The organism is Frigidibacter albus (genome assembly GCF_009908165.1).
GTDB lineage: Bacteria > Pseudomonadota > Alphaproteobacteria > Rhodobacterales > Rhodobacteraceae > Frigidibacter > Frigidibacter albus.
Genome location: NZ_JAAAUC010000002.1, coordinates 380,704 through 406,116, shown reverse-complemented (window position 1 = coordinate 406,116; position 25,413 = coordinate 380,704). Strand labels below are relative to the sequence as shown.

Annotated in this window: 22 protein-coding genes and 1 tRNA gene; 11 read left to right on the top strand and 12 right to left on the bottom strand. The window is 67.2% G+C overall.

What is annotated here, in order from left to right; translation table 11 throughout:
• Positions 1 to 51: 51 nt before the first annotated feature.
• The 4 genes from GVY41_RS04455 to GVY41_RS04440 form a co-directional block, all read right to left on the bottom strand.
• Positions 52 to 1,089 carry an ATP-binding protein gene (locus GVY41_RS04455; protein WP_161343307.1) on the bottom strand — a complete coding sequence of 346 codons (1,038 nt, stop codon included), beginning with the start codon at positions 1,087 to 1,089 and terminating at the stop codon, positions 52 to 54.
• 103 nt (positions 1,090 to 1,192) lie between these two features.
• A complete protein-coding gene (locus GVY41_RS04450; protein ID WP_161343309.1) occupies positions 1,193 to 1,711 on the bottom strand; it encodes a gamma carbonic anhydrase family protein in 519 nt (172 codons plus the stop codon).
• A complete protein-coding gene (gene gmk, locus GVY41_RS04445; RefSeq protein WP_161343312.1) occupies positions 1,708 to 2,364 on the bottom strand; it encodes a guanylate kinase in 657 nt (218 codons plus the stop codon). The genes GVY41_RS04450 and gmk overlap by 4 nt, the downstream gene beginning before the upstream one ends.
• Positions 2,365 to 2,374: 10 nt before the next feature.
• On the bottom strand, positions 2,375 to 3,298 hold the full coding sequence (locus GVY41_RS04440) for a YicC/YloC family endoribonuclease (protein WP_229725933.1): 924 nt from the start codon (positions 3,296 to 3,298) through the stop codon (positions 2,375 to 2,377).
• 121 nt (positions 3,299 to 3,419) lie between these two features.
• Here GVY41_RS04440 and GVY41_RS04435 point away from each other — a divergent pair, with 121 nt between their 5' ends.
• Entirely contained in the window at positions 3,420 to 4,076 is a 657-nt protein-coding gene (locus tag GVY41_RS04435) for a PAS domain-containing protein (RefSeq protein WP_161343314.1), read from the top strand.
• A 2-nt stretch (positions 4,077 to 4,078) separates the two neighbouring features.
• On the opposite strand, the gene GVY41_RS04430 is transcribed toward GVY41_RS04435, so the two are convergent.
• The gene (locus GVY41_RS04430) at positions 4,079 to 4,531 is read right to left on the bottom strand and encodes a hypothetical protein (RefSeq protein WP_161343315.1); all 453 of its coding nucleotides are present in this window, start codon (positions 4,529 to 4,531) and stop codon (positions 4,079 to 4,081) included.
• A gap of 180 nt (positions 4,532 to 4,711) precedes the next feature.
• Positions 4,712 to 6,082 (bottom strand): class II 3-deoxy-7-phosphoheptulonate synthase, encoded by a 1,371-nt coding sequence (locus tag GVY41_RS04425; RefSeq protein WP_161343317.1) that lies wholly within the window; start codon positions 6,080 to 6,082, stop codon positions 4,712 to 4,714.
• A gap of 183 nt (positions 6,083 to 6,265) precedes the next feature.
• On the opposite strand from GVY41_RS04425, the gene GVY41_RS04420 reads away from it, so the two are divergent.
• The 9 genes from GVY41_RS04420 (at position 6,266) to GVY41_RS04380 (ending at position 16,466) form a co-directional block, all read left to right on the top strand.
• On the top strand, positions 6,266 to 7,402 hold the full coding sequence (locus GVY41_RS04420; protein ID WP_161343319.1) for a GlxA family transcriptional regulator: 1,137 nt from the start codon (positions 6,266 to 6,268) through the stop codon (positions 7,400 to 7,402).
• 10 nt (positions 7,403 to 7,412) lie between these two features.
• Positions 7,413 to 7,946, top strand: a complete 534-nt coding sequence (locus GVY41_RS04415; RefSeq protein ID WP_161343321.1) for a GNAT family N-acetyltransferase — start codon at positions 7,413 to 7,415, stop codon at positions 7,944 to 7,946.
• A gap of 114 nt (positions 7,947 to 8,060) precedes the next feature.
• Positions 8,061 to 9,245, top strand: coding sequence for an ABC transporter substrate-binding protein (locus GVY41_RS04410; protein ID WP_161343323.1), 1,185 nt, complete (start codon positions 8,061 to 8,063; stop codon positions 9,243 to 9,245).
• 117 nt (positions 9,246 to 9,362) lie between these two features.
• Entirely contained in the window at positions 9,363 to 10,151 is a 789-nt protein-coding gene (locus GVY41_RS04405; protein WP_161343325.1) for an ABC transporter ATP-binding protein, read from the top strand.
• Positions 10,148 to 10,858: an ABC transporter ATP-binding protein gene (locus GVY41_RS04400; RefSeq protein WP_161343327.1), complete on the top strand. Its 711-nt coding sequence runs from the start codon at positions 10,148 to 10,150 to the stop codon at positions 10,856 to 10,858. Before GVY41_RS04405 ends, GVY41_RS04400 begins: the two co-directional genes overlap by 4 nt.
• Positions 10,859 to 10,861: 3 nt before the next feature.
• Positions 10,862 to 11,872 carry a branched-chain amino acid ABC transporter permease gene (locus GVY41_RS04395; protein ID WP_161343329.1) on the top strand — a complete coding sequence of 337 codons (1,011 nt, stop codon included), beginning with the start codon at positions 10,862 to 10,864 and terminating at the stop codon, positions 11,870 to 11,872.
• Positions 11,869 to 13,194: a branched-chain amino acid ABC transporter permease gene (locus GVY41_RS04390; protein ID WP_161343331.1), complete on the top strand. Its 1,326-nt coding sequence runs from the start codon at positions 11,869 to 11,871 to the stop codon at positions 13,192 to 13,194. Before GVY41_RS04395 ends, GVY41_RS04390 begins: the two co-directional genes overlap by 4 nt.
• Before the next feature lie 187 nt (positions 13,195 to 13,381).
• Positions 13,382 to 15,802: a GcvT family protein gene (locus tag GVY41_RS04385; protein WP_161343333.1), complete on the top strand. Its 2,421-nt coding sequence runs from the start codon at positions 13,382 to 13,384 to the stop codon at positions 15,800 to 15,802.
• A 76-nt stretch (positions 15,803 to 15,878) separates the two neighbouring features.
• Positions 15,879 to 16,466 carry a nucleotidyltransferase family protein gene (locus GVY41_RS04380; RefSeq protein ID WP_269150476.1) on the top strand — a complete coding sequence of 196 codons (588 nt, stop codon included), beginning with the start codon at positions 15,879 to 15,881 and terminating at the stop codon, positions 16,464 to 16,466.
• 10 nt (positions 16,467 to 16,476) lie between these two features.
• On the opposite strand, the gene GVY41_RS04375 is transcribed toward GVY41_RS04380, so the two are convergent.
• The 5 genes from GVY41_RS04375 to ypfJ all read right to left on the bottom strand — a co-directional run bounded on the left by GVY41_RS04375 (position 16,477) and on the right by ypfJ (position 24,405).
• A complete protein-coding gene (locus tag GVY41_RS04375) occupies positions 16,477 to 18,705 on the bottom strand; it encodes a Hint domain-containing protein (protein ID WP_161343337.1) in 2,229 nt (742 codons plus the stop codon).
• Between the two features lie 127 nt (positions 18,706 to 18,832).
• The gene (locus GVY41_RS04370) at positions 18,833 to 19,651 is read right to left on the bottom strand and encodes a Hint domain-containing protein (protein WP_161343339.1); all 819 of its coding nucleotides are present in this window, start codon (positions 19,649 to 19,651) and stop codon (positions 18,833 to 18,835) included.
• Positions 19,652 to 19,979: 328 nt separating this feature from the next.
• The gene (locus tag GVY41_RS20490; protein WP_161343341.1) at positions 19,980 to 22,157 is read right to left on the bottom strand and encodes a Hint domain-containing protein; all 2,178 of its coding nucleotides are present in this window, start codon (positions 22,155 to 22,157) and stop codon (positions 19,980 to 19,982) included.
• A 1,155-nt stretch (positions 22,158 to 23,312) separates the two neighbouring features.
• Positions 23,313 to 23,397, bottom strand: a tRNA-Leu gene (locus GVY41_RS04360).
• A gap of 141 nt (positions 23,398 to 23,538) precedes the next feature.
• Positions 23,539 to 24,405: a KPN_02809 family neutral zinc metallopeptidase gene (gene ypfJ / locus GVY41_RS04355; RefSeq protein WP_161343343.1), complete on the bottom strand. Its 867-nt coding sequence runs from the start codon at positions 24,403 to 24,405 to the stop codon at positions 23,539 to 23,541.
• Positions 24,406 to 24,626: 221 nt separating this feature from the next.
• Here ypfJ and GVY41_RS04350 point away from each other — a divergent pair, with 221 nt between their 5' ends.
• Positions 24,627 to 25,121: a disulfide bond formation protein B gene (locus tag GVY41_RS04350; protein WP_161343345.1), complete on the top strand. Its 495-nt coding sequence runs from the start codon at positions 24,627 to 24,629 to the stop codon at positions 25,119 to 25,121.
• 11 nt (positions 25,122 to 25,132) lie between these two features.
• Here GVY41_RS04350 and GVY41_RS04345 read toward each other — a convergent pair whose 3' ends face one another.
• Positions 25,133 to 25,378, bottom strand: coding sequence for an usg protein (locus GVY41_RS04345; RefSeq protein WP_229725940.1), 246 nt, complete (start codon positions 25,376 to 25,378; stop codon positions 25,133 to 25,135).
• Positions 25,379 to 25,413: the final 35 nt, after the last annotated feature.

Below are 25,413 nucleotides of genomic sequence, written 5' to 3'. Positions count from 1 at the left end.
CTTTTTGTCAGGCTTTCAAGCGCCCTGCTGTCGCACCTGACGACACCGGCCTCAATTCTCCGGCAGGATCACCGAGAACCGGCTGCCCTTGCCCTTGGCGCTGTCGATCTTCAGCCGGCCGCGATGGCGGTTGATGATGTGCTTGACGATGGCAAGCCCCAGCCCGGTGCCGCCCTTTTCCCGGCTGCGATGCGCATCGACGCGGTAGAAGCGTTCGGTCAGCCGCGGCAGATGCACCTGGTCGATCCCCTCGCCGCGGTCGATCACGTCAAAGCGCACCGCGGGGCCGCGCAGGCCAATCTCGCGCGGCTCGCGGGTGATCTCGACGGTGACCTTCTTGCCGGATCCGCCATATTTCACAGCATTTTCAATGAGGTTGGAAAAGACCTGCGCCATCTGGTCGGGGTCCGCCAGAAGATGGATCGGCGCCTCGGCCCCGGTCAGTTCGATCTCGACCTGCGCGGCCTCGGCCAGCGGCTTCAGCGCGGTGATCGCGGACCGCACGATGCCGGCCATGTCCACCCGCTCGCCCGGGCGCATCCGCTCCTCGGCTTCCACGCGGGACAGCGACAGAAGCTCGCTCACCAGCCGGTTCATCCGCCCCGCCTCGCGCTCCATGATCGTCAGGAACCGCTCGCGCGCCACGGCATCGTCCTTGGCGGCGCCCTTCAGGGTTTCGATGAACCCCAGCAGCGCGGTGAGCGGCGTGCGCAGTTCGTGGCTGACATTGGCCACGAAGTCGCGGCGCATCTCTTCGGCCTTTTCCAGCTCGGTCACATCCTCGAAGGCGATCAGCGCGCCGCGCTCCGGCCCGTTGCTGATCGGCGAGGTCATGATCCGGTAGGACGCATCCTGCGCGCCGGTGATCAGAAACCGCGCGCGATTGGTCGATCCGTCGCGCAGCGTCGCCTCCAGCGCATCGAGCAGCGCAGGTTGGCGGATCACGGTAAGCACCTGCCGCCCCTCCAGCTCGGGCCCGAAGATCGTATGGGCGCCGGCATTGGCGGATTTGATCCGCTGGTCATTGCCGACGATCATCAGCGGCAAGGGCACTGCGGTCAGCATTGACTTGACGAGTTCGGAGTTCATGCTGTCCCTCCACGCCCGGAAAAGGCGAGTTCTCCTGACTTGTCAGATATTTGTGACGTAAATGTAACGCAAAATCTGCAAAACCCGCCGCAAAGCCTTGGAATCAGACTTCTTTCAACCCTGCGCGGAACCTTGCCGCATTCGCCCGATATCCCGCTGCCGATCGCAGCAGCGCCGCTTGCCCTGCCTCGTCCAGCATCCTGACCACCTTGCCAGGGCTTCCCATCACCAGGCTGCCATCGGGGATCTCTTTCCCTTCCGTCACCAGCGCCCCAGCGCCGATCAGGCAGCTGCGACCGATCTTCGCGCCGTTCAGCACGGTGGCGCCCATGCCGATCAGGCTGCCCTCGCCGATGGTGCAGCCATGCAGGATCGCCTTGTGGCCGATGGTGCAATTGGCGCCGATCACCAGCGGGAAGCCCATGTCGGTGTGGCAGACGACGTTTTCCTGCAGGTTGGACCCGGCGCCGACGCGGATTTCCTCGTTGTCGCCGCGCAGGACGGCGCCGAACCAGACGCTGGCCCCGGCCTCCAGCACCACCTTGCCGATCAGATGCGCACCGGGTGCGACCCAGGCATCCGCGGCAATCTCGGGCGCAATTCCGTCAAGGGCGTAGATCATTCGGTCTCTCCCGCGTCATATTCGGCATTCAGGCCGCGCACGAATTCGGTCAGCCAGGGCTGGCGGTCGCGGCGCAGGCGTTCGGCGGCAAGGATCCTGCACAGGTCCGCCTCGGTCTCGTCGATGTCGCGGTTCACCAGCACATAGTCATATTCGCTCCAGCGGCTGATCTCTCCCAGCGATTTCTGCATCCGGCCCGCGATGACCGCGTCGCTGTCCTGCGCGCGCCCCCGAAGGCGGCTTTCCAGCTCTGCCATCGAAGGCGGCAGGATGAAGACCGACACCACCTCGCGGCCAAGCGCCGAGGAGCGGATCTGCTGGCCGCCCTGCCAGTCCACATCGAACAGCGTGTCGCGGCCCTCGGCCATTGCCCGGTCCACCGGGGCGCGGGGGCTGCCGTAGAAATTGCCGAACACCTCGGCATGTTCCAGCATCTCGCCGGCCGAGACCATCGCCTGAAATTCCTCGGGCGAGCGGAAGACATAGTCCCGCCCGTCCACCTCGCCCGGCCGTGGGGCCCGCGTGGTGGCGGACACCGAGAAGCGCAGCGAGGGGTCGCGCGCCATCAGCCGCTTCGACAGCGTCGATTTCCCGGCGCCGGAGGGTGACGACAGGATCAGCAGCAGCCCCTTGCGGCGGAGATCGGCGGTCATGGGCGCGTTCCTATTCGACGTTCTGAACCTGCTCGCGCATCTGGTCGATGACGTGCTTGAGGTCAAGCCCGATCCCGGTCAGCGCCGGGTTTCCGGCCTTGGCGCAGAGCGTGTTGGCCTCGCGCATGAACTCCTGGATCAGGAAGTCGAACTTGCGCCCCACCGGGCCCGCAGCTTCCAGCAGGGCGCGGGCGGCGAGCACATGCGCATCCAGCCGGTCCAGCTCCTCGGTGACGTCGGATTTCACCGCCAGCAGCGCCAGTTCCTGCGCCACGCGGGCCGGGTCGGCGCAAATCTCGGCGGTCATCACCCGCGCCAGCGCGGCGCGCAGGTTGCTGGCGGCCTGGTCGCGGCGGGCACCCGCGGCGATGCGGGCCTCGGCGGCCAGCGTGGCCACGCGGTCGATCTGGCTGCCGATCAGGCTGGCCAGCGCGGCGCCTTCCGAAGCGCGCATCGCATCGAAGGCGTCGATCAGCGGCTCGATATCGGCCAGCAGCGCCGCTTGCAGCGCGGCGGTGTCCGGCGCCTCGGCCTCGGTGCCCTGCTCCAGCACGCCGCGCAGGCCAAGGATCTCGGCCGGGCTGACCGGCGCCGTTTGCAGCCCGCTGCCCTGCGCCGCCGCATCGGCCTGCGCCAGCGCCGCCACCGCCGCGGCAAGCCCCGCGGCGTTGACCCGCAGCGCCTCGCCCCCAGCCCCGCGCGGCAGCCGCAGCGAGACCGAGACCGAGCCGCGGGCGATCCGGGCCGCGATCCGCGCCCGCAGCGCCGTCTCCAGCCGATCAAGCCCCTCGGGCAGCCGCAACCGCAGGTCGAGCCCCTTGCCGTTGACCGACCGCATTTCCCACAACCAGCCCGGCACCCCCCCGGCGCCGCCCTGCAGTGTGGCAAATCCGGTCATCGAGCGCAGGCCGGCATCAGGGACGGGCTTAACCATTTAGGAACTTTCCGCGCCAAAACCGCGCATTCTTGGGTAGATTAACACTTGGGTAAGCATTCTCACCCACGGTTAACAAAGCGTGAAGGTCATCGCAATCGCGGTGCGGACGGGGTTGGTCATGGACAAGCGTTTTCAGGTCACGGCAGAGATGCGCGGCTACTGGGAAGGGCTGCGCGGCGGGCGGGGGGTGCCGCTGCGGTCGGCTGTCGATCCGCGGGGGATCGAGCGGGCGCTGGAACATGCGTTCATCCTCGAACGGATCGCGCCCTCCATCGCGCGGTTCCGGCTGGCGGGAATGCACCTCAGCGATCTGATGGGAATGGAGGTGCGGGGGATGCCGCTGACCTCGTTCTTCACGCCCAAGGCGCGGCCGCTTGTGGCGGCGGTGCTGGAGGCGGTGTTCCAGGGGCCCGAGATCGCCGAGCTGACGCTGGCCGGCGAGGGCGGCTTCGGCAAGCCCGCCTTGCAGGCCAAGCTGCTGATCCTGCCGCTGAAAAGCGATCTGGGGGATGTGACGCGGGCGCTTGGCTGCCTTGTCGCCGATGGCCAGATCGGCCGGGCGCCGCGGCGGTTCGACGTTATCGCGGACAGCCGCACGAAGGTGGCGACCGGCTCGGTGGCGGCGCCGGAGCCCGCCCTCGGCAGCGGTTTTTCCGAAGCGGCGCGGGCGTTCCAGCCTGCCCCGGCGCCGATCGGGGCCCCGAGCGAGGCTCGCAGGGAAACCGCCACGCCCGAAGAGCGGCGGGCGATGATGCGGCTGGTGCGGTCCGACTGACCTCAGCCGCGCCGCGCCGCCTGCTGTGGAAGCCCATGCGCCGGATCGCGGCGCGCGCCGCCCGTCAGCGCCTGGCGCAAGGCGGCCGAGGTCGGCAGCATCACCTCGGGCAGATCGGCCCAGAGCGACACGTAGATCTCGGGCTGCTCCGGGTCTGCCCACAGGTGCCGGGGCGAGACCTCGACCACCCGGCACCGGATCTTGCCCGCGCGGGCGAGGCAGGCGACGAGGCCGCGCGGGGCATCGGGCTCGATCCGGCCGAAGGGCAGCCAAGCCCGCGCGCCGAACAGGCCGGCGAGCCAGCCGCGACGCTCTACCCGCGCCTCGATCCGGTCCTCCCCAATCCCCTCGTTCAGCAGCCGCACCTCGACGACGCGCCCCACCTCGATGCGTTCGCGCCGACGCGCGGGCGGAATGTCGAGCACCCGTGCCTTGTGGGTCATCAACTGCAGCATGCGGGTCCCCTTCCCAGATGAGCTCCCATTTGCTCACCTTTATGTGACCGATGGTGCGGGTGGAATGCGACCAAGGGACATGTCGCACCAATGGACGACGACAATTGCGGTGCGATGGCGGGGGCAGACATGCAAAGGGCCGGGATTGCTCCCGGCCCTTTGCATGTCAGGTGGCGACGATCAGAACCCGGCGGCGCGGCGCAGGGCGCGGCGGTCATTCAGCTCTTCGGCGACAAGGAAGGCCAGCTCCAGCGCCTGGCTGGCGTTCAGCCGCGGGTCGCAGGCGGTGTGATAGCGCGAGGACAGGTCTTCATCCGTCACCGCCCGCACGCCGCCGGTGCATTCGGTCACGTCCTTGCCGGTCATCTCGAAATGCACGCCGCCGGGGATCGTGCCCTCGGCCTTGTGGATGCCGAAGAACTCGCGCACCTCGCGCAGCACCGACTCAAACGGCCGGGTCTTGTAGCCCGAGGCGGCCTTGATGGTGTTGCCATGCATCGGGTCGCAGGACCACACCACGTTCGCGCCTTCGGATTGAACGGTCTGGATCAGCCGCGGCAGATGGTCGCCGACCTTGCCGGCCCCGAAACGGGCGATCAGCGTCAGCCGCCCCGGCTCATTCGCCGGGTTCAGCTTGGCCATCAGCACCTTGAGGTCATCCGCCGTGGTCGAGGGGCCGCATTTGAGCCCGATCGGGTTCTGCACGCCGCGGCAGAATTCCACATGCGCGCCGTCGGGCTGCCTTGTGCGGTCGCCGATCCAGATCATGTGGCCCGAGCCCGCGACCGGAACGCCGGTGGTGCTGTCGATCCGGCACAGCGCCTCTTCATATTCTAGCAGCAGGGCTTCGTGGCTGGTGTAGAAATCCACCTTACCAAGCTCATGCGCGGTTTCCGAGGTGACCCCCGCCGCCGCCATGAAGTCCATCGCATCGGAAATGCGTTCGCCCACGGCGCGGTAGCGCTGCGCCTCCTCCTCGTCGGTGAAGCCGGCGATCCAGCTTTGCACGCGGTGGATATCGGCATAGCCGCCGGTGGAAAACGCGCGCAGCAGGTTCAGGCTGGCCGCGGCTTGCGTATAGGCCTGCAACATCCGCGCCGGATCGGGGATCCGCGCCTCGGGCGTGAAGTCGAAGCCGTTGATGATATCGCCGCGGTAGCTGGGAAGCTCCTGCCCGCCGGCCATTTCGGTGGGGGTGGAGCGCGGCTTGGCGAATTGCCCGGCCATGCGGCCGACCTTCACCACCGGCAGCTTGGCGCCCCAGGTCAGCACGATGGCCATCTGCAGCATCACCTTGAAGGTGTCGCGGATGTTGTCGGCCGAGAATTCGGAAAAGCTTTCGGCGCAATCGCCGCCCTGCAGCAGGAAGGCGCGCCCTGCCCCGACCTCGGCCAGCGTCGCCTTCAGCTTGCGCGCCTCGCCGGCAAAGACCAGCGGCGGATAGGCGGCCAGTTGCGCCTCCACGGCCTGCAGCGCGCCCTGGTCCGGATAGTCCGGCATCTGCACGCGCGGCTTTGCACGCCAGTCGGATTTGGTCCAAGCCTTGCTCATCGGTCTTCTCCCCGCCTTTAGCGATAACGCCCGGGCTTATAGCGCGCCCGGCCCGCAGTGCAAACCCCATGCGTCTGTTGCATGACAGGAATGCAAACCTTCTGCAGCGCCGCCCAAAACGGTGCTTGAACGGCGCAGGGTTCCCTGATTGTCTGCGTCAAAACGACATATACGGGTCGCAAAATGCGCGCACGCCTTCCGGGCACCTTTCACGGCACCCAACACGGAATTTCGGCGGCGGCACCCGCCCTGCCCCTGCCTGCCACAGCCCGCGGCCGCGAGGCGGGATCGCTGTCGCAAAAGCCAGCGCCCCGCGGCGGCCGCGACAAGGCCGAACCGGTCCGCACCCGCCGCTTCATCTTCCTGCTGCTGGAACGGTTCACCATGCTGTCCTTTGCCGGGGCCATCGAACCCCTGCGCATCGCCAACCGCGTGTCGGGCCAGCCCCTCTACACCTGGAAGCTGGCGGGCGAAGGCGGGCATGAGGCGGTCTGTTCCAACGGCGCCGCCTTCCGGCTGGATATGGGCCTCGATGAGATCGACCGCGAGGATACCGTGCTGGTTTGCGGCGGGATCGACGTGGCCGAGGCGACGACCCGCCCGATCCTGAACTGGCTGCGGCGCGAGGCGCGGCGCGGGGCCAGCATCGGCGGGCTGTGCACGGGGGCCTGGGCGGTGGCGAAGGCGGGCCTGCTGGACGGGCGCCGCGCCACGATCCACTGGGAGAACCAGGACAGCTTCCTTGAGGAATTCGAGGAGGTGAAGCTGACCAAGTCGGTCTTCGTGGTCGATGGCAACCGCCTGTCGACCGCGGGCGGCACCGCCTCGATCGACCTGATGCTGAAGCTGATCGCCGAGGATCATGGCGAGGATCTGGCCAATACCGTCGCCGACCAGCTGATCTATTCCGCGATCCGCACCGATCAGGACACGCAGCGCCTGTCGATCCCCACCCGCATCGGCGTGCGCCACCCCAAGCTGAGCCAGGTGATCCAGATGATGGAGGCGAGCATCGAGGAGCCGATCAGCCCCGCCGATCTGGCCGAGGATGTGGGGATGAGCACGCGGCAGCTGGAACGGCTGTTCCGCCGCTACCTCAACCGCTCGCCCAAGCGCTACTACATGGAGCTGCGGCTGCAAAAGGCCCGTAACCTCTTGATGCAGACCGATATGAGCGTGATCAACGTGGCGCTGGCCTGCGGCTTTGCCAGCCCCTCGCATTTCTCGAAATGCTACCGCGCGCATTATGCCACCACCCCCTACCGCGAGCGCGGCAGCCATGGCAGCAGCCCCTCGGCGGCACCTCGGCTGTCGATATGACGGCTACGATATGATCCTGACCGACCGGCTGATCCTGCGCCCCGCGCGGATGGAGGATCTGATGGACCTGCACACCATCATGTCCGACCCGCGGGCCATGCGCTACTGGTCTCACGCCGCCCATGCCGGGACCGAACGCACCGAACGCTACCTGACGGGCATGGTCGCGGCGGTGCCCGAGGCCGAGGAATACATGGTGGAACTGCGCGCCGCCCCCGGACGGGTGGTCGGCAAGGCCGGCTGCTGGCGGCCCGATGAGGTCGGCTACATCTTCCACCCCGATGTCTGGGGCAAGGGTTACGCCTATGAGGCGCTGTCGGCGATCCTGCCCCGCGCCTTTGCCCGGAGCCCGGATCTGCCGGCAATCACCGCCGATGTCGATCCGCGCAACACCGCCTCGGTCCGGCTGCTGGAGCGGCTGGGATTCGAACTCAGGGGGCGCGCCGAAAACACCTTCGAGGTCGAGGGCGTCTGGACGGACAGCGTGTTTCTGTCGCTTCCCCGTGCCCGATCTGTCAGCCCTGCTGCCTCAATTCCGGGCTGACGCAGGGGAAGCTGCCCAATCGGGACGCGCTGCGCCCGTCTTCACTGCTTCACAATCCAATTTTCCCCGTCTAGTTTGACGGGCAGGACAACGTTCCAACATGGGAGAGACGTCATGAAAAAACTGCTTCTGGCTTCGGCCGCAATCGCACTGGTCGCCGGTGCCGCGGGCGCCGAGGACATCAAGCTCGGGATCTCGGTCGGCTTCACCGGCCCGCTCGAATCGATGGCCGGCCCGATGGCCGAAGCCGCCGAGATGGCGATGAAGGAAGTGACCGACTCCGGCAAGCTGCTGGACGGATCGACCGTCACCGCCGTGCGCGCCGACAGCACCTGCATCGACGCCGCTGCCGCCACCGCGGCCGTGGAACGCATCGTCACCTCGGACCGCGTCGCGGGGATCATGGGCGGCATGTGCTCGGGGGAAACCACCGCGACGCTGCAGAACGTCGCCATGCCGAACGGCATCGTGATGATCTCGCCCTCGGCCACCTCGCCGGCGCTGTCGACGCTGGAAGACAATGGCCTGTTCTTCCGCACCTCGCCGTCCGATGCCCGCCAGGGCGTGGTGATGACCGAGATCCTGGGCGACCGCGGCATCACCGAAGTCGCCGTGACCTACACCAACAACGACTATGGCAAGGGTCTGGCCGACAGCTTCCAGGCGGCCTTCGAAGCCGCTGGCGGCACCGTGACGATCAGCTCGCCGCATGAAGACGGCAAGGCCGACTACTCGGCCGAAGTCGGCGCGCTGGCCTCGGCCGGCGGTGAAGTGCTGGTGGTTGCCGGCTACGTCGACCAGGGCGGCGGCGGCGTGCTGCGCGGCGCGATCGACAGCGGCGCCTTCGAGACGTTCATGTTCCCCGACGGCATGGTCGGCGCCTCGCTCGAAACCGGCTTCGGCGCGGAAATCGAAGGCTCGTTCGGTCAGAACCCGGCTGCTGCCGGTGCGGGCCGCGATGCCTTCATCGCCATGGCGACCGAGGCGGGCTTTGACGGCACCACCGCCTTCGCCCCCGAAAGCTATGACGCGGCGGCGCTGATGATGCTGGCGATGGCCAAGGCCGGCTCGTCGGATCCGGCGGTTTACAAGGATCACGTCATGGACGTGGCCAACGCCCCGGGCGAGCCGATCCTGCCGGGCGAGCTTGGCAAGGCGCTGGACCTGATCGCCGCGGGCACCGACATCGACTATGTCGGCGCAACGGCTGTGGAACTGATCGGCGCGGGCGAAAGCGCCGGCTCCTACCGCGAGATCGAGTTCAAGGACGGCAAGCTGACGGAAGTCGGCTACCGCTGATCCACGCGGCATAACCATAGGGCAGCCCGGGCGCGTTCCGGGCTGCTTTTCCTTAAAAATCAAGCCCTTCAAGGGCGTTCTTCATGAACAACATGAAGTCAGGGGAAGCCTTTAGACATGATCGTCGTCGAAGACTTGCACAGGCATTTCGGCGGGTTTCGGGCCGTGGATGGCGCGAGCCTGCAGATTGCGACCGGGTCCATCACCGGGCTGATCGGGCCGAACGGCGCCGGAAAATCCACGCTGTTCAACGTGATAGCGGGCGTTCTTCCACCAACGTCCGGCCGCGTCACCATGGACGGCGAGGACATCACCGGCCTCGCCCCGCATGAGCTGTTCCACAAGGGCCTGCTGCGCACCTTCCAGATCGCGCATGAATTCTCCTCGATGACGGTGCGAGAGAACCTGATGATGGTTCCCGCCGGCCAGACCGGCGAGACGCTGTGGAACGCCTGGTTCCGCCGCGCCGCGATCCGGGCCGAGGAAGCTGCGCTGCGCGCCAAGGCCGATGAGGTGCTGGACTTCCTGACCATCAGCCATCTGGCGGACGAGAAGGCCGGCAACCTGTCCGGCGGGCAGAAGAAACTGCTGGAGCTTGGCCGCACGATGATGGTCGAGGCGAAGGTGGTGTTTCTCGACGAGGTCGGCGCCGGGGTGAACCGCACCCTGCTCAACACCATCGGCGATGCCATCGTCCGACTGAACAAGGAACGCGGCTATACCTTTTGCGTGATCGAGCATGACATGGATTTCATCGGCCGCCTCTGCGACCCGGTGATCGTGATGGCGACCGGCAAGGTGCTGGCCCAGGGCTCGGCCGCGCATATCATGGAGAATGAGGCGGTGATCGAGGCCTATCTGGGCACCGGACTGAAGAACAAGGTCAAGGCGGAGGGCGGCGTATGAGCGAACCCTTCCTGATCGCCGAAGGCATGACCGGGGGCTATGGCGCCGCCGATATCCTGCACAACTGCACCCTGAAGGTGGAGACGGGCGAGATCGCCGTGATCGTCGGGCCGAACGGCGCTGGCAAATCCACCGCGATGAAGGCCGTCTTCGGGATGCTGAAGCTGCGCGAGGGCCAGGTCCGCATCGGCGGCAAGGACATCACGCACCTCACGCCTCAGGCGCGGGTGGCCGAGGGCATGGCCTTCGTGCCGCAGACCAGCAACGTCTTCCCGACCATGACGGTCGAGGAAAACCTGGAAATGGGCGCGTTCCTGCGCCGCGACGATATCCGCGGCACGATGGAGCAGGTCTATTCCCTGTTCCCGATCCTGAAGGACAAGCGCCGTCAGGCCGCGGGCGAGCTGTCCGGCGGCCAGCGCCAGCAGGTCGCCGTCGGCCGGGCGCTGATGACCCAGCCACGGCTCCTCATGCTCGACGAGCCCACCGCCGGCGTCTCGCCCATCGTGATGGATGAGCTGTTCGACCGCATCATCGAGGTCGCCCGCAGCGGCATCTCGATCCTGATGGTCGAGCAGAACGCCCGGCAGGCGCTGGAGATTGCCGATCACGGCTATGTCCTCGTGCAGGGCGCCAACCGTTACACCGATACCGGAGAGGCTCTGCTGGCCGATCCCGAGGTGCGCCGCACCTTCCTGGGGGGCTGAGACATGGATCTTCTCAACGCAATCGTCGCGCTGGCCAATTTCGTGCTGATCCCCGCCACCGCTTACGGCGCGCAGCTGGCGCTCGGCGCGCTTGGCGTGACGATCATCTACGGCATCTTGCGCTTTTCCAACTTCGCCCATGGCGACACCATGGCCTTTGGCACCGCGACGGTGATCCTGGTCACCTGGGGCTTTCAGGCCATGGGCATCGGGCTTGGCCCGCTGCCGACCGCGCTGCTGGCGCTGCCGGTGGGGATCGCGCTGACCTCGCTTCTGGTGCTGGGGACCGACCGCGCCGTCTATCGCTTCTACCGCAAGCAAAAGGCCGCGCCGGTGATCCTGGTGATCGTGTCGATGGGCGTGATGTTCATCATGAACGGGCTGACCCGGTTCCTGATCGGGGTGGATGAGATCAACTTCGACGATGGCACCCGCTTCATCATCAACGCGCGCGACTTCAAGGAGGCGACGGGGCTGGCCGAGGGGCTGGCGCTGCGGTCCACGCAAGTGATCACCGTGGTGACGGCGGTGCTGGTGGTGGCGGTGCTGTTCTGGTTCCTGAACCGCACCCGCACCGGCAAGTCGATGCGGGCCTTTTCCGACAACGAGGATCTGGCGCTGCTGTCGGGGATCAACCCCGAACGGGTGGTGGTCTATGCCTGGCTGATCGCGACGGCGCTGGCGACGATTGCCGGAACGCTCTATGGCCTCGACAAGACCTTCAAGGTTTTCAACTACTTCCAGCTGTTGCTGCCGATCTTTGCCGCCGCCATCGTCGGCGGCCTCGGCAGCCCGGTCGGCGCGATTGCCGGGGGCTTCCTGATCGCGTTTTCCGAAGTGGGCGTGACCTATGCCTGGAAGAAGGTGGCCGGCTACGCGCTGCCCGAGGGGCTGGAGCCGGACGGGCTGTTGCAGCTTCTGTCCACCGAATACAAGTTCGCGGTCAGCTTCGTGATCCTGATTGCGGTTCTGCTGTTCAAGCCCACCGGGCTCTTCAAGGGGAAATCGGTATGAGCGGGCGCGTTGCAACGGGCGGAAACTCCACCATGCGGACGGTTCTGCTATTCGCAGGCATGGCGGGGCTGGTGCTGCTGGAGGGGCTGACAGGCGGGTGGAACACCGCGCTTGGCATCGTCAACATGGGGCTGATCTCGGCGGTGATGGCGCTTGGGGTCAATATGCAATGGGGCTATGCGGGGCTGTTCAACACCGGGGTTGTCGGCTTCGTCGCCATGGGCGGGCTCGCCCCGGTGCTGATCTCGATGCCGCCGGTGACGCAGGCCTGGGCCAATGGCGCGCCGCGGATGGCGGCGGCGCTGGCGGTGGCGGTGGGCGTGGTGGCGCTGGCGGTGGTGCTGTATCGCCGGCTGACCGGGCGCACGCGCGTGCTGGCGATGCTGGCGGTGCTGATCGGTGGCTTCTTCCTCTACCGCGCGCTCTTTGACCCTGCCGTCGCGGCGATCGAGGCGGTGAATCCCGCCGCCGCCGGCTATCTGGGCGGGCTCGGCCTGCCGGTGCTGCTCTCCTGGCCGGTGGGCGGCTTGCTGGCGGCGGGCGCGGCCTGGATCATCGCCAAGACCGCGCTTGGGCTGCGGTCGGACTATCTGGCGATTGCCACGCTGGGGATCGGCGAGATCATCGTCTCGGTCCTGAAGAACGAGGATTGGCTGGCCCGCGGCGTGAAGAACGTCGTCGGCATCCCGCGCCCGGTTCCGTATGAGGTGGCGCTGCAATCGGACACCGATTTTCTGGCCCGCGCCGCCGGGCTGGGGATCGACCCGGTCACAGCCTCCACCGTCTGGGTCAAGCTGCTCTATGCCGGGCTGTTCCTGGTGGTGCTGCTGGCGCTGATCTGGCTGATGGAGCGGGCGCTGAACTCGCCCTGGGGCCGGATGATGCGCGCGATCCGCGACAATGAGGTCGCGGCCGAGGCGATGGGCAAGCATGTCACCCGCCGCCATTTGCAGATCTTCGTGCTTGGCGGCGCGGTGCTGGGGCTGGCGGGGGCGATGATGATCACGCTCGACGGCCAGATGACGCCGGGCAGCTACACGCCCTTGCGCTTCACCTTCCTGATCTGGGTGATGGTGATCCTTGGCGGATCGGGCAACAACTGGGGCGCGGTCCTGGGCGGGATGCTGGTCTGGTATCTGTGGATCAAGGTCGAACCCTGGGGCAACTCGCTGATGGGCTTCGTCACCTCTGGCATGACCGATGGTTCGGCGCTGAAGGCGCACCTCCTGGACTCGGCGGCGCATATGCGGCTGTTGACGATGGGGGTGATCCTGCTGGTGGTGCTGCGCTTCAGCCCGCGTGGCCTGATCCCCGAAAAGTAGGGCACCCCTGCCCGCTTCTTGCTGGCAAAAATATCCTGGGGGGAGTCTGCACCGCAGACGGGGGGCAACGCCCCCCTTCTTCTCTTTTCCCCGCCCTGCCCCGTCCACGACATCCCATGTCGCAATCCGCCATGAAGCCGCACCCGGCTCGGGGTGACTTGGGCAAGGCAGCGGCAAGGAGTGAGCCATGAAATCCCATACCCGAGTTCTGGTGATCGGCGGCGGTGTCGTCGGCTGTTCGGTTCTGTATCACCTGACCAAGCTCGGCTGGTCCGACGTGATGCTGATCGAGCGGTCGGACCTGACCTCGGGCTCGACCTGGCACGCGGCGGGGGGGTTCCACACGCTGAACGGCGATACCAACATGGCGGCGCTGCAGGGCTACACGATCCGGCTTTACAAGGAGCTGGAGGCGATCACCGGCATGTCCTGCGGGCTGCACCATGTCGGCGGCATCACCCTTGCCGACACGCCCGAGCGCTTCGACATGCTGAAAGCGGAACGCGCCAAGCACCGCTACATGGGGCTGGATACCGAGATCCTGAGCCCGGCAGAGGTGGCGACGTTCACCGACGGGCTGGTGAACACCGATGGCATCCTCGGCGCGCTCTATGATCCGCTCGACGGGCACCTCGACCCCTCGGGCACCACCCATGCCTATGCACGGGCGGCGCGGATGGGCGGGGCCGAGATCGTGCTGCACAACCGGGTGCTGGAGACCAATCCCCGCCCCGATGGCAGCTGGGAGGTGGTGACGGAAAAGGGCACCATCATCGCCGAGCATCTGGTGAATGCCGCCGGGCTCTGGGCGCGCGAGGTCGCGGCGATGGCGGGGGTCTATCTGCCGCTGCTGCCGATGGCGCACCAGTATCTGGTGACCGACGACATCCCCGAGATCATGTCGATCCTCGCCGAGGGCCGCGAGTTTCCGCATGTGATGGACCCGGGCGGCGAGAGCTATCTGCGGCAGGAAGGCCGGGGGCTGTGCATCGGTTTCTATGAGAAACCCTGTGAGGCCTGGTCGGTGGACGGCACCCCCTGGGGCTTTGGCCATGAGCTGCTGAACGAGGCCTTCGACAAGATCGAGGATTCCGTCGCCTTCGCCTATCGCCGCTTCCCGGTGCTGGAACGCGCCGGGGTGAAGCGAGTGATCCACGGCCCCTTCACCTTCGCCCCCGATGGCAACCCGCTGATCGGCCCGGTGCCGGGCCTGCGCAACTACTGGTCGGCCTGTGCGGTGATGGCGGGCTTTTCGCAGGGCGGCGGCATGGGCCTTGCCCTCGCGCAATGGATGATCGAGGGCGAGGTCGAGCGCGATCCCCGCGGCTTCGACGTGGCGCGCTTCGGCACCTGGACCACGCCGGGCTATACCGTGCCCAAGGTGATCGAGAACTATCAGACCCGGTTCAGCGTCGCCTATCCCAACGAGGAAAAGCCCGCCGCCCGCCCGTTCCGCACCACGCCGATGTATGACATCTTCGCGGGGATGCGCGCGGTCTTTGGCCAGCAATACGGGCTGGAGGTGGTGAACTACCACGCGCTGCCGGGCGAGCCGCTCTATGAAACGCCCTCGTTCAAGCGGTCGAACGCCTGGGAGGCGGTGGCGCAGGAATGCCGCGCGGTGCGCGATGCCGTGGGCATCAACGAGATCCAGAACTTCGGCAAGTTCCGGGTGCGGGGCGCGGGTGCACGGGCTTGGCTGGACCGGATCATGGCGGGGCGCATCCCGGCGCCGGGCAAGCTGAGCCTGACGCCGATGCTGTCGCCGCAGGGCAAGATCATCGGCGATTTCACCGTGACCTGCCTGAGCGAGACCGAGTTCCAGATCACCGGCAGCTATGGCGCGCAGGACCAGCACCGCCGCTGGTTCGAGGCCAATCTCGATGCCGGGGTCACGGTCGAGAATGTCTCGGACCGCCTGACCGGCTTCCAGATCGCGGGGCCCAAGGCGCGCGAGCTGCTGGACCGCGTCACCCGCGCAGATGTCTCGGCCGCCGCGTTCCGCTTCATGGAGGCGAAGCGCATGGTCGTCGGCATGGCCGACTGTCTCGTGCAGCGGGTCAGCTATACCGGCGATCTGGGGTTCGAGATCTATTGCGACGCAATGGTACAGCGGCAGCTGTGGACGACGTTGTGGGAGGCGGGCCAGGACCTTGGCCTGCGCCCCTTCGGGATGCGGGCGATGATGTCGCTGCGGCTCGACAAGTTCTTTGGCAGCTGGGGCCGCGAGTTCAGCCCCGATTACCTGCCCGGAGAGACCGGCATCGCCCGCTTCATCCGCTGGGACAAGGAATTCATCGGCAAGGCCCCGGCGCTGGCCGAGCGGCAGGTGGGGCCGGGGCGCAAGCTCTGCGCCTTTGTCGTGGAGGCGGTGGATGCCGATGTGGTGGCCTATGAGCCGATCTGGGTGGACGGCGAGGTGCGCGGCTTCTGCACTTCGGGCGGCTATGCCCATGGCTCGGGCGTGTCGGTGGCGCTTGGGTTCCTGCCCACGGAGATGGCGGTGGACGGGCTGGCGGTGGAGATCGAGATCCTGGGTGAGCGGCGCCCGGCCCGGCTGGTGACGGCGCCGCTGTGGGATGCGGACGGGGCGCGGATGCGGGGGTAGTGCCCTTGGCCGGCCGCCGGGGGCGCTGCCCCCGGACCCCCGGGATATTTGCACCAGCAAGAATGGGAACAGGGATTTGGCTGGTCTGGTGATCCTACTCTGTGCGGCAGGCAGCTCTCGGCGGATGCGGGGGGCTGACAAGCTGCTGGAGCTGGTGGGCAGCGTGCCTTTGCTGCGGCGGCAGGCTGTGGCGGCGGCGGCGCAGGGGGTGCGGGTGCTGGTGACGCTGGGGCCGGATCAGCCCTTGCGCGCGGCGGCGCTGGAGCGGCTGGCCGTGGAGCCGCTGGTCGTGCCGGAGGCGGCGGAGGGGATGGCGGCGTCGCTGCGCGCCGGGGCGGCGGCGGCGGAAGGGGCGGCGCTGCTGGTAATGCTGGCGGATATGCCCGAGATCGGGGCCGAGGATCTGGCGGCGGTGATTGCGGCGCATCTTGCCGCGCCCGAAGCGGTGGTCCGGGCGGCGGGCGAGGATGGCACGCCGGGGCACCCGGTCGTGATCCCGGCGCGGTTGCTGGCGGGGCTGACCCGGTTGAGCGGGGATCAGGGCGCGCGGGAGGTGCTGCGGGGCGAGGCGGCGGTGCTTGTGCCCCTGCCCGGCCAGCGCGCATTGACCGATCTCGACACGCCCGAGGATTGGGCGGCATGGCGGGCGCGGACCGGCCTTTAGCTTCGGGGCTTCAGGCCGCCAGCAGCGCCCGCACCTCATGCGCCTTCAGGCTGGGCCGGGCCGAGAGATAGCCGGGGCCGCCCTCGGCCGTGCCGCGGGCAAGCTCCGGGAACAGCTTGAACAGCTCCTCGCGCTGCGGCTCGCCCATACCCTTGAGGGTGCGCGCGCCGGGCTGGAAACTTTCGGTCCAGGCGCCCTCGGCAAGGATGATCTCGTGCCGGGCGAACATGATGTGGATGTAGATGACCGGCGCCGCCTTGCCCCGGGTGATGCCGGGGCGGCCGACGAGATGCACGGCCGCCGCCAGCACCTCGAGATCGCCGAACATCAGCTCGGCCCGTGAGCCGGTCAGCAGCATCCGGTGCTGGGGCGAGACGGTCAGCGCCCGTTCGGGCAGCCCGCGTCCAAGCGCGCCGGCGGCGATATGCACCGGGCGCAGCGAGGGATCGGCGCGCAGGTCGGCGGCGGTCAGCGGGCGGGCGCCCGTCCATTGCACGGGCTGGAAGCCATTGTCGCGGGTCAGGACCAGATCGCCGGGGCGCAGGCTTTCGACGGGCTTCGGGCCCGCGGCGGTGTCGATCATCGTGCCCGGGGTGAAGCAGGGCACGATGACCTCGATATTCTCGAAATGCAGGATGCCGGCCGGGGCGCCGGCCGCATCGAAATACTCGACATATCCGTCCTTGCCGTTCCCGTCGCTGTCGGTTCCGGTATAGGTGATGGTCTTCGATCCGCCGACGGGCTTCGAGCCGGTCAGGTCCAGCGTATCCCAATCATCGCCGCCCGAGCCGCCGCGGATGACGTCGCCGGCGCCGTCACCCGCGCCCGAGATGTAGAAGATGTCGGCATCGTCACCGCCGTCCATCACATCGGCGCCCGCGCCGCCGATCAGGATGTCATTGCCGCTGCCGCCAAGCAGCGTGTCGTCGCCGGTGCCGCCGTCCAGCAGGTCATTGCCGCTGCCGCCGATCAGCAGGTCATCGCCTTCGTCGCCATAGAGGAAATCATCGCCCCCGGCGCCGTCGAGCGTGTCGTTGCCGGCGCCGCCGTGGAAGATGTTGGTATAGGTATCCTCGGGGCTGCTGCCCTGCCCGTCGAAGCCGATCAGCATGTCGTCGAAGGCGGAGCCGTAGATGCCGTCTATGCCCGACAGCGTGTCGCCCTCCGCATGTCCGCCCGAGGCGGCGCCGCCGGGTACGGAGAGGTCGATGGTGACGCCGGCATCCGAGGCGCTGTAATCGGCATAGTCCATGCCCGATCCGCCGTTCAGCACATCGGCCCCGGCGCCGCCTTCGAGGATGTCATCGCCGGCGCCGCCGATCAGGATGTCATCGCCGTCGCCGCCGATCAGCGTGTCATTGCCCTCGCCGCCATCGAGCATGTCATTGCCGGTTCCGCCGTCGAGGTAATCGTCGCCCGCCTCGCCATGGAGCTGGTCATCGCCATAACCGCCGAAGATCGTGTCATTGCCCTCGCCGCCATGGACCACGTCGTCATCGGGGGCCGGGACCGCCCGGAACTGCACATCCGAGACCAGGATCACCTGGCTGCTGCCGCTGCTGCCGCTGTTGTTGTAGTCGATCTCGATCCGCGCCACCGGGCCGGGCACCGTGACCAGCACCGAGCCGTTCTCGTTGCTGGCAAGATCATTGCCATTGCCGGCGGTGATGGTGTTGCCCGAGATCGAGTCATTGCCGGTGGTGGTGAGTGTGACGGGCACCTCGTTGCCATCGGCGTCATAGGCGCGGATGGTGACGACGTCGCGCCAGCTGTCGGCATCGACATCACCGATGCGGAAGCTGACATCCTCGACGCTGTCCGCATAGGGGCTGCCTTCGGTGGCGGAAAATTCCATCTCGACGGTGGCGGTGTTGCCCCTGCCGATGCCGTCGATCCGCACCGCGGAGGTGGGGGAGAAGCTCTCGCCCGGGGCGACATATTGCGTGGCGCCGGTTTCCACCTCGAAGCCGGTGCCGCGGCCGTCATTGGTGTAGCTGACGGTGACGTCGATGCCGCCGGTATCCTGGGTGTAGCCGCCGGTGAGCGAGGTGCCGTCGTCCAGCGCGCTCCAGTTCAGGTCGAGCATGGTGGCGCTGGCCGCCGTTTCGGGGCCCGCGATCACCGTGTCATTGCCACCGCCGGTGTTGATGGTGTCATTGCCCGTGCCAGCGTTGACGGTGTCGCTCTCGCTGGTGCCGGTCCAGGTATCGTTGCCGGAGGTGCCGGTATAGTTCGCCATCGAGAGTGCCTGCCTTCCGTGTCCGACCGGGTTCTCGGCCCGGCTTTATCGCGGAATAGTTGAGGAATTGGGCCGGATCGTGGCCCGGACGGGCCATTCTCGGGACGGCAGGCAGAATGGGATCGGGTCAGGCGGCGCGGGGGCCGGCGCTGCCGGCGGGAGTGCGGCAAGGCTCGGTGCCGAGGCTGGCCCCGGCAAGGGCGCTGCGGCTGGCCTCGGTCAGCGCCAGCATCGCCGCGGGATCAGGGCGCAGGCTCTCGCTCCAGCAGCCTTCGGAGAGGATGGCGTGGTGGCGGTCCAGCAGCAGATGCAGGTAGCGCACCTCTGTCAGCGGAGCCACCTCGATGCCGGGCTGGCCCAGCAGGTCGCGGGCGGGCAGGAACATCTCTTCGGCGCCGCGGTCCGCGCTCGCCGGGCGTTCGGCGAGCAGCAGGTGGTTGGGCGAGAGCAGCAGGTCGCGCGTCGGCAGCCCGGCCCCAAGCGCCCCGGCGCGGACCCGCACCGGGCGCAGCATCGGCAGAAGGCCAAGCGCGCGCCAGCAAAAACCGCGCTGGCCCGACCAGAGCAGCGGCTGCGCGCCGGCATCGCGGGTGATGATCCGGTCGCCGGGGCGCAGGTCTTCGACAGCGACGGGGCCGGCGGCGGTCATGATGCCGGTGCCGGTGGTGAAGCAAGGAATCGCCGCGGCGACCTCGGCCATGTCTTGCGACCAGAGCGCGGCGCCATCGTCATCCACGCCCTCGATGCGGCCAGCGGGGCTGTCACCCTCGTCCAGCACCAGGCGCACCCGGTCCTGCGTGTCGAGGCTGGCGAAGAACTGCGGAACATGCCCGGGTGCCGTCTGCGGCGCGATCGTCAGGTCGATCTGCGGCAGCTCGGCGTGACGACGCAGCAACGGGGCCGCCGTAGCCTTGGACCAGCCCGGCGGGCTGCGCTCTAGGGTCATGCCTGCCTCCTCGACACATGCGCGGGAAGGCCAGACTTGGACCTGACCGCAATGCCACAGAACCGCCTACAGATTGACATTACGTCAATTCCGTGACGGGGACCTAGCGTTATTTGTGACACGGGGGTGCAGGCTGGCGGGACAATACGTTTCCCAAATGGCAACAGATTCAAACACTTCGGGCCGGAAAGCGTGCCCCCGCACCCTCCGGCCCTTGTTGCGTTCCGTCCGTGGGCGGATGCCCCCGAAGCCGGGCGCGCTGCGCCCCTGCCCCGGTCACAGGCGCCCCCCTGCACAAGGGGCGCCCCGCCAGTCTGCGCTGGCCCCCTCAGCGGGCGAGCAGCGCAGCCTCATGCCGTTTCAGCGTGCGCCGGGCGGCAGTGTAGTCGCCCAGGCCCTCGGGGGTGCGCAGTTCGGGGAAGAGATCGAAGATCTCGCCGCGCTGTGCATTGCCGATCCCGGCCAGGGTGTAATTGCCCGGCTGGAAGCTTTCGGTCCAGGTGCCGTTCGCCAGCACCACTTCGTGCTGGTCGAACATGAAGTGGATATAGGTCACGCCAAGGGCATCGACGTTCTGCACGCCCTTGTTGTTCACCAGGTGCTTGGCCGAGACCAGAACCTCATGCTCGTCGAAGTAGAGCGCGGTGCGGTCATTGGCGACCAGCATCCGGTGGTTCGGCGAGACCAGCATGTCGCGTTCCGGCAGGCCATTGCCAAGGCTGCCCTGACGGATCAGCACCGGCTTCATGTGGGTGGCACGCGACAGCTGGCCGTAATCCAGCGTCTTGTGGCCAAGCCAGCGGATTTCCTGAATGCCGTTGTCGCGGGTGATGATCTTGTCACCCACCTTCAGCTCTTCGACCAGACGCTCGCCGCGCGGAGTGGCGACAGCGGTGCCGGGGGTGAAGCAGGGAACGACTTCCTCGATCTCGGTGAACTGCAGCTTGCCGGTGAAGTTGCCATCGGCGTCGAAGTAGTTGACGTAGCCGTCCTTGCCGTTGCCGTTGCTGTCATCGCCGGTGTAGTGGATCGAGAGCGAACCGCCCTCGGTGACGGAACCGCGCAGGTCGAGCACGTCATGGTCGTCGCCGCCGGCGCCGCCATCGATCACGTCGCCGATGCCCTCGCCCGCACCGAAGGTGAAGGTATCGCGGTCATCGCCGCCATAGAGCATGTCGGCACCGGCGCCGCCGATGATGGTGTCGTTGCCGGTGCCACCGTAGATGGTGTCCTCGCCAGCGCCGCCATCCAGGTGGTCGTCATCGGCGCCGCCGTCGATGAAGTCGTTGCCGCCGCCGCCCAGGATGGTGTCGTCGCCGCCATTGCCCCAGAACTCGTTGGTGTAGGTGTCCGAGGGGTGGGTGCCTTCGTGGTCGAAGCCGATCAGCGTGTCGTTGAACTCCGACCCGATCACGCCGTCGATGCCGCCTTCGATCTTGTCGTTTGCGGCATCGCCGCCCGACATCGCCCCGGTCGCAAGGTTGACGTTGACCCCGGCGTTCGATGCCGAATAGTCGATATTGTCCTGGCCGGTGCCGCCGTTGAACGTGTCCGCTCCCGCGCCGCCGATGAAGGTGTCATCGCCATTGCCGCCGCTGAGGTAGTTCTTGCCGCCGCCGCCGATCAGCACGTCATCGCCGTCGCCGCCATAGAGATGGTCGTCATGGTTGCCGCCATCCAGCAGGTCATTGCCGGCGCCGCCTTCCAGCGTGTCGCAGCCATCGCCGCCGATCAGCACATCATCGCCGTCGCCGCCATAGAGCTTGTCATTGCCGGTGCCGCCGTCGAGGTAGTCGTTGCCGGCCTCGCCATAAAGCTTGTCGTCGCCCGACTCGCCATAGACCTCGTCATCGCCGAGACCGGCATAGACGGTATCGTTGCCGGCGCCGGCCTTGACGATGTCGTCGTTCGGGCCCTCGCCCGGCAGGATCGCGTCGTTGTTGTCGATGCGGTCGCCGTCCGGATCGCCGGTGTAGCCGGCGTTGATCAGGTCATTGCCCGAGGTGCCCTCGACGATACCATCCGGAGACACGTCATACTTCGCCAGATCCGCATAGGGGACCTCGGGGTGCGAGTCGTCGCGCGACAGCACCGTGTAGGTCGTGCCGGGAACCAGCGGCGCGTCGCTGACGATGCCGGCGACGTCATTGCCGTCCATCTCGAACACATAGACCGTGATGTTGTCGGCCGGATTGGTCGAACCGGCGGGACGCACGATGTAGCTGTATTCCGGGGTGATCCGGCCATCCGACGAGTCATAATCCTGACCATCGAGGTTGACCGAGTTCTTCAGATCCTGGCTGGTGTCGCCATCGTTGAAATACTTGTCATTGTCCTTCACCACCACGGTCTTGGGCGCAGCGTCGCCGTCGATGGTGAAGGTCATGCCTGCCGGCTTGTGCTCACCCGAGGTGTCGTCGGGGAACAGTTTCTTGCTCGACGGGGTGATATCCGAGATATCCCAAGCCTGGATCGTGTAGTTCGTGTACGAGTGCGAAAATGTCATCGTTTACCCTTCCTGCCTGCGGATCTTGGCGGCGCGGGACACGGGTCCCGATGCAGCCGGCGCATTCGACAAGCCTGCGGCGCCCTGATGCCCGCGAGCCGCCCGTTTCGGGGCCGCCTGTGCCGGGGATCGGTTGGTCGCCATCAGCTTGTCACTCCCTCATTCCTGCCGCGCGGATCACTCCGGTTTGGCGTCTGTCTAAAAGCGCGACGCCGTCACGGGTCCGCGTTCTCGGTGACCACGCCGGACAAGACGCCCGACGCAGCAAGGGATGGCACCGCACTTCGGCAGACCATCCGCGACCGACCCGTCAGGAAGTGATGAAGAGGAACGACAGGCGTGAAGCCAAAGCTGTCGGTGCGCCAGGAACAGAGTTCCGGCACGGGGGCAGATCCGCAGAAGACCCACCTGACAACATGACGTTACGACCTGCGCCTTTCGGCGCCTCACCACTTACCGACCGCCCCCACGGCCGTAGATGCCCCTTTCGGGACACCCTCTGGATACGCCCGAGGCAGGCCGAAACAAAGTGAAAAGTGGCGTAACCATGGCGCTTTGCCGCAGGGGCGCGCATGGTCCTTTGGGTGGACAGGCGGGCTTCAGGGCAAGACCGGCGCCTGGTCGTTTCCAGATCGGAAAAACCGGCAATCCACGAAATCACTATATGAATCAGGCAAATCCGCGGATTTCCCTGCGCGGGACACCCCGTCAGGCGTGTGCTGGTTCGCGCTGCAGTTGCAGTATCGTTTCCGTATCAGCATCACCAGGATGCTGCGCGGCGGCATCCGGGGCGCCCAAAAAAGGCAGAAACATGGCTAATCACCCGAGTTTAGAAAGTGACACCAAAATCACCGAATTGGGAATATTGTTGCCGGATACTCACCGAAACTGCCGTTCGGGCGCCTGCAAGTGATTCGACCTGGACCAAACCGAGCCTCGATTCGGCAAATGCGGCACATTCCGTTAACCGGAGGACGCGCGCCTCGCGCTGCACCGCGGCAGGCCCAGAGTGGAGTGCGGTTCGGTGGAACCGGCAACAATCTGCCTTCTGGCGAGGATTGCAGAAAAACCCTCAACAGTTGCGACGAGGCCGCAGCGGGGCGTCGACGCGCCCGGCATGGGGCGTCTTCTGGCTGGGATTCAGTCGCCTGAAGGTGGTGCGGGTGGTCGGGATCGAACCGACACTCCTTGCGGAACCGGATTTTGAGTCCGGCGCGTCTACCAATTCCACCACACCCGCATGTGGGCCGCCCGTCGCGGCACGTCTTGTCCGGGATCCTGAGCCTGGAGAAGGCCCGGGATTTCCGGCTGCCGTCCTAGCGCAGCGCGCGAGGTCTGGCAAGCACCGCGCATTTGCCGAACGCGCGCAGCGCGCGAGGGCCTACAGGCTGCGCGCGCCGATGGTGTCGCAGGCCTCGATCTGCCCGCTCTCATAGCCGCGGCGGAACCAGTCCTCGCGCTGCTCTGACGTGCCATGCGTGAAGGTGTGCGGCATCGGCACCCGGCCGGCGCTGCGCTGCAAGGTATCGTCGCCGATCTGCCGCGCGGCGTTCATCGCCTCGGCAATGTCGCCGGGCTCGATGCTGCCGAAGCGGGCGCCGGCATGGTTGGCGAAGACGCCCGAGAAACAGTCGGCCTGCAACTCGATCCGCACGGAAATGGCGTTGGATTGCGCTTCGCTGGCCTGCGCGCGCATCTGGTGCGCCTCGCCGAGGATCCCCAGCTCGTTCTGCACATGGTGGGCAACCTCGTGCGCGATCACATAGGCGGCGGCGAAATCGCCCTTGGCCCCCAGCTGCTGCTCCAGCGTGTCGAAGAAGGCGGTGTCGAGATAGACCTTGTTGTCGCCCGGGCAATAGAAAGGCCCGGTCGCGCCCGAGGCGCCGCCGCAGGGGGATTGCGTCACGCCCTTGAACAGCACCAGCGTCGCCGGGTCGTAGGCGATCCCGGTTTCGGCGAAGATGCCCGCCCAGACCTCCTCGGTGTCGGCGAGGGTGACAGAGACGAACTCGCCGACCTGAATGTCGTGCTCGGTCAGCTCGGCGCCCTCTTGCGTCCACTCACCGTCCCCGCTGCCGCCGGTGGTGCCGTTGAGCAAGGGCGTCACGTCCACCCCCAGGACCCAGCCGATCAGCACCACGGCCACAAGGCCGAGCCCGCCGATCTGGATGCCGCCGCCGCCCATGCGGCTGCCGGACCGCCGGCGGTCCTCGATATTGCTGCTGCCGCGCCGTCCTTGCCACCGCATCCTGGTCCGCCCCCCTTGTGATCCCGCGGGCCGAAGCTACCGTCCCGGCGCGGCGCTGCCAATCGCGCAGGTGCAATGCGCGGCGGGTGCTCGCGGTTCCGTGGCCCGCCAAGGTGCAGGGATGCTTGACCTCGCGCCGCCGCCGTGGCCAAAGGAGCGCAGGGGCGAAGCGGCAGAGGCACCATGCAACAGGTCATCGGCAGAACAGCGGAGCGCCGCGCATGAGCGCCCGCCGCATCCTTTTCACCCCGCAACTCTGGGGCCGCAGCCTCTGGGTCGCGCTGGCCGCTGCCGGATCGGCGGGGCTGCTGGCCGGGGCGCTGATGTTCCAGGCGCTTGGCTATGCCCCCTGCCCCATGTGCCTGTGGCAGCGCTGGCCGCATGTGGTGGCCATCGCCATCGGCATCCTTGCGGTCTTCGTGCCGCGCCGGGCGCTGCTGGGACTGGGCGCGCTGGCGGCGGCAACTTCCGGTGCCATCGGCATCTATCACACCGGGGTGGAGCGGGCGTGGTGGGAGGGGCCGTCGAGTTGCACCTCGTCCGGGGTCACCGGCGTGTCGGCGGACGACCTGCTGAACCAGATCATGGCCGCGCCGCTGGTGCGCTGCGATGAGGTGGCGTGGGAGCTTCTGGGCCTGTCGATGGCCAGCTGGAACGTGCTGGCCAGTTTCGCACTGGCCGGAGTCTGGCTTTATGCGGCGTCGAAACGCGCGTGATCCGGGCGCGCCTAATGTATCGTGAACTCCCCCACCACATTGCGCCATGACCCTGGCGCGATAAGCTTGCGGTGGGTGAAGCGCACCGAATGCAGCGGGCCCTCGATCTTGTCCTGCCAGAACTCGATGAAGCGGAACAGCTGCGGATAGTCTGGCGCAAGGTCGTAGTCCTGCCAGATGTAGCTGTTGAGCACATGCCGGTAGTCGGGCATCCGGTAATACAGCTCGGCCGTGGTCAGCCCGTAGCCGCGCAGCATCAGCTCTGTTTCGGGGGCGGGGCCGGACCCGGATT